Genomic DNA, 3,451 nt, shown 5'->3' with positions numbered 1-3,451 from the left:
ATTAAATCTAATACAATCAAATGGACATTCTCTTCATTGAAAATTTTCAAAGCTTTTTCTCCATCTTCTGCAGTAATAACAGAATAACCTTCCTTAATCAAATAAGCCTTTATAACTTCAAGAATATTTTTTTCATCTTCTACAACTAAAATCTTAATATCATTCACAATATCACCTCAACTAAGACAAATAACGGTTCTACTGTCTCAAAATTACTAATTTATAATTTTAAATTATCTATTCTAATTATAATATAATATAATCAAAAAAGCTAAGTATAGAACAGTTCTATACTTAGCTTTTTGTATCAATAATAATATGTTGATTTAATTATAAAAAACAAATATGAAGGAAATATGAAGATGAAATTTAAATTCTTCATATTTCCTTCATATTTAAAATCTATAATGAATTTAGAAAATGAGAGGAGAGGATAAAATGAAAAAAACATTATTAATTTTAGCTTTAGTATTAGGAATAGGGTTGACTGCTAGCCTGTCCTATGCTCAAGTTCCAACAATATCCAATACTGAATCTAATATTTTTCCAAAAGCAAATGTTAATCAAGAAGAATGGGAAGTATGGCATAAAGAAAGATTAGAATGGAAAGAAGACCAATTAGAAAAGGCATTAAATGATGGATTAATCACTGAAGAAGAATTTAAAACTTGGGATGAACATTTTAAATATGTAAAAGAATTCCATGGTGAAAATGGATATATGCCAGGTCTTTGTCAAGGTGGATATGGTTTCAATAATGAAAATGGATTTAGAAGAGGTTATGGTCGAGGTATGATGAGAGGAAATAGATGGAATAGATAAATATAAAAACAGTGCAGAAATCTGCACTGTTTTTATATTTATCTATATGAAGAAGTTTCTTAATTGACTTGATTAAACCCTATCAATATTGTAGAATATATTAAGTTAGTGATACGAAATAATAATTATTAAATGGAGGCAAGGAATGGAAAAAAATATAAAACTTACAGAAGGCAATATAACTAGTACTTTGGTAAAACTTGCCTTACCTATTATGGCAACATCTTTTGTCCAAATGGCCTATAATATGATGGATATGATCTGGTTAGGTAGGGTAAGTACTAATGCAGTAGCAGCTTCTGGAACTGCTGGTTTTTTCACATGGCTAGGTACAGCTATCCTAATGATTCCAAAGATTGGTGCAGAGGTAGGAGTAGCTCAATCCTATGGAAGAGATGATATGAAGTCAGCAAAGAAATATGTGAAAAATACTCTACAACTTGATATATTTATTGCACTTATATATTCATTAATTCTTATAGTCTTTAGACATCAGATTATAGGATTTTTTAATTTAGGGGATACTGAAGTTATACAGATGGCTACTGATTATTTAGTTATAATTTCTTTTGGATTGGTATTCTATTTTTTAAATCCAGTTTTTTCAGGAATTTATAATGGTTCTGGAAATAGCTCTACACCTTTTAAAATAAATGCATTAGGATTAGCAGTAAATATGGTATTAGACCCATTTATGATTATGGGAATAGGACCTTTCCCCAAAATGGGCATTAAAGGTGCAGCTTTAGCAACCATAATAGCACAGTTTGCAGTTACAGCCATATTTATTTATAATAACAAAGGCAAAAGTTTATTCAAAGATTTAAATATTTTTGAACTTCCTGACAAAGAATATATTAATACCATATTTAAGTTAGGATTACCTGCTTCATTACAGACAGGTTTGTTTGCATCAATTGCAATGATTATAGCTAGAATAATAGCACAATGGGGACCAACTCCAATAGCAGTTCAAAAAGTGGGCTCTCAAATTGAATCCATATCATGGATGACAGCAGGAGGATTTTCTACTGCTATATCTGCTTTTGTAGGACAAAATTATGGTGCTGGGAAATGGGGTAGAATAAAGAAAGGTTATCGCAAAGGATTAATGATTGTTGGGACTATTGGGGTATTTGCTACTTGTTTATTAATATTTGGTGCCAGCCCTATTTTTAAGTTGTTTATCCCTTATGATAAAGAAGCATTGAAAATAGGAATAACTTATCTTAGAATTTTAGGCATATCTCAGTTCTTTATGACCATTGAAATAGCCACACAAGGTGCTTTCAATGGACTAGGACGAACAATACCTCCATCTTTGGTAGGAATAATATTTAATGCTTTACGTATACCAGCAGCATTAATTCTTTCTTCAACTTATTTAGAATTAAATGGTATATGGTGGAGTATTAGCATTAGTTCTATTTTTAAGGGAGTGGTACTTACGATTTGGTATACTTTATTGCTACGAAAAATGCCAGATGTTGACAATAAAAGGAGTGTAAATGACAATGATAGAATATAGAAAAGGGTTTTTACAGATAATTAGTGATTTTGAAGTAAGGACTATTATGGAAGAAGGAACAGATATAGATCTTATTATTCCCATAGATTTAAGAACACTGAACCTCCATATAGAAGAAATGCCTGATTATATGGATAGTCGGTTTCAACTTAATAAAGTAAGAAACATTATAATAAGATTCTCTACAGAGGAAAACAACTATTACTGTACAGTCCACTTCTTAGAAAATATAGATCTACAATCTGCTACCATGAATTTTGTATTTAACTATAAAAACCATTATATCAAAATAATTAGAAAAGAACACAATGCAGAAATGCATATAATAAGTTCTCATTAATGGTGCCAGGCACCATTAATGAGAACTTATTTGTAATATATTTGTAATATTTTATTTTGCATAATACGCGTCATTAACTCTATCTTGCAAATATACATTGGTAAAGCTAATAGAGGTATTTTTATACAATCGATATCCTTCATCTATGCAATTAGAACAAGCATCTTTTGGTATAGTTATAGCAAAAATATGATAACCTCCATCACTTTTTGAATCAATAGTATTTACTCCAGAACATTTTTTACAAACTTTAAATCTTTGCACCTGATTTTCTAAGATACTATCAGTATCATAATAGATTTGTCTTTTTTTGTCTACATAATCATACCCTTTGAACTCCTTTAATCTTAGACTATCTTTATTATTCCAACGATTATATACAATATTTGATATTTGCTTAATATATTCAGTAATATCTTTAGGTTGTTTTAATCTATTTTTATCATAATCTGGTTCGTAAACATTGGAATAATCAATGCCAGCCATAGCTAAAATTATGCCTAGATTCATATAAGGTAAAGCCCCCTCTATAGAATAACCACCTTCTAAAACAGCAATATCAGGATTAAGTTTATCATTTAATTTTGCATATCCTTGAGCAGTAAAATTCATATTTGTAATAGGATCTGTATAATGATTATCTTGACCAGCTGAGTTAATTATTATATCCGGTTTATATTCATTTAAAATAGGCATTACTACATTCTCCAACACATATAAAAAACCTTCTTCTCCCGTTCCTGGAGGCAAGGGGATATTTA

Annotated in this window: 4 protein-coding genes and 1 pseudogene; 3 read left to right on the top strand and 2 right to left on the bottom strand. The window is 29.5% G+C overall.

The window, feature by feature from the left end; genetic code table 11:
• On the bottom strand, positions 1-167 hold a 167-nt coding region (locus VK998_RS06795; protein ID WP_325226839.1), incomplete at its 3' end, for a response regulator.
• Between the two features lie 271 nt (positions 168-438).
• On the opposite strand from VK998_RS06795, the gene VK998_RS06790 reads away from it, so the two are divergent.
• The 3 genes from VK998_RS06790 (at position 439) to VK998_RS06780 (ending at position 2,690) form a co-directional block, all read left to right on the top strand.
• Positions 439-822 (top strand): hypothetical protein, encoded by a 384-nt coding sequence (locus tag VK998_RS06790; protein WP_325226836.1) that lies wholly within the window; start codon positions 439-441, stop codon positions 820-822.
• A gap of 145 nt (positions 823-967) precedes the next feature.
• Entirely contained in the window at positions 968-2,350 is a 1,383-nt protein-coding gene (locus VK998_RS06785; protein WP_325226833.1) for an MATE family efflux transporter, read from the top strand.
• Positions 2,337-2,690: a hypothetical protein gene (locus VK998_RS06780; protein ID WP_325226829.1), complete on the top strand. Its 354-nt coding sequence runs from the start codon at positions 2,337-2,339 to the stop codon at positions 2,688-2,690. Before VK998_RS06785 ends, VK998_RS06780 begins: the two co-directional genes overlap by 14 nt.
• A gap of 51 nt (positions 2,691-2,741) precedes the next feature.
• On the opposite strand, the pseudogene VK998_RS06775 reads toward VK998_RS06780, so the two are convergent.
• Positions 2,742-3,451 (bottom strand): annotated as a pseudogene (locus VK998_RS06775) (histone deacetylase); the annotation flags it as partial.

This window comes from Schnuerera sp. (assembly GCF_035459645.1).
Taxonomy (GTDB): domain Bacteria; phylum Bacillota; class Clostridia; order Tissierellales; family Tepidimicrobiaceae; genus Schnuerera.
This window is presented reverse-complemented; position numbering and strand designations above follow the sequence as displayed.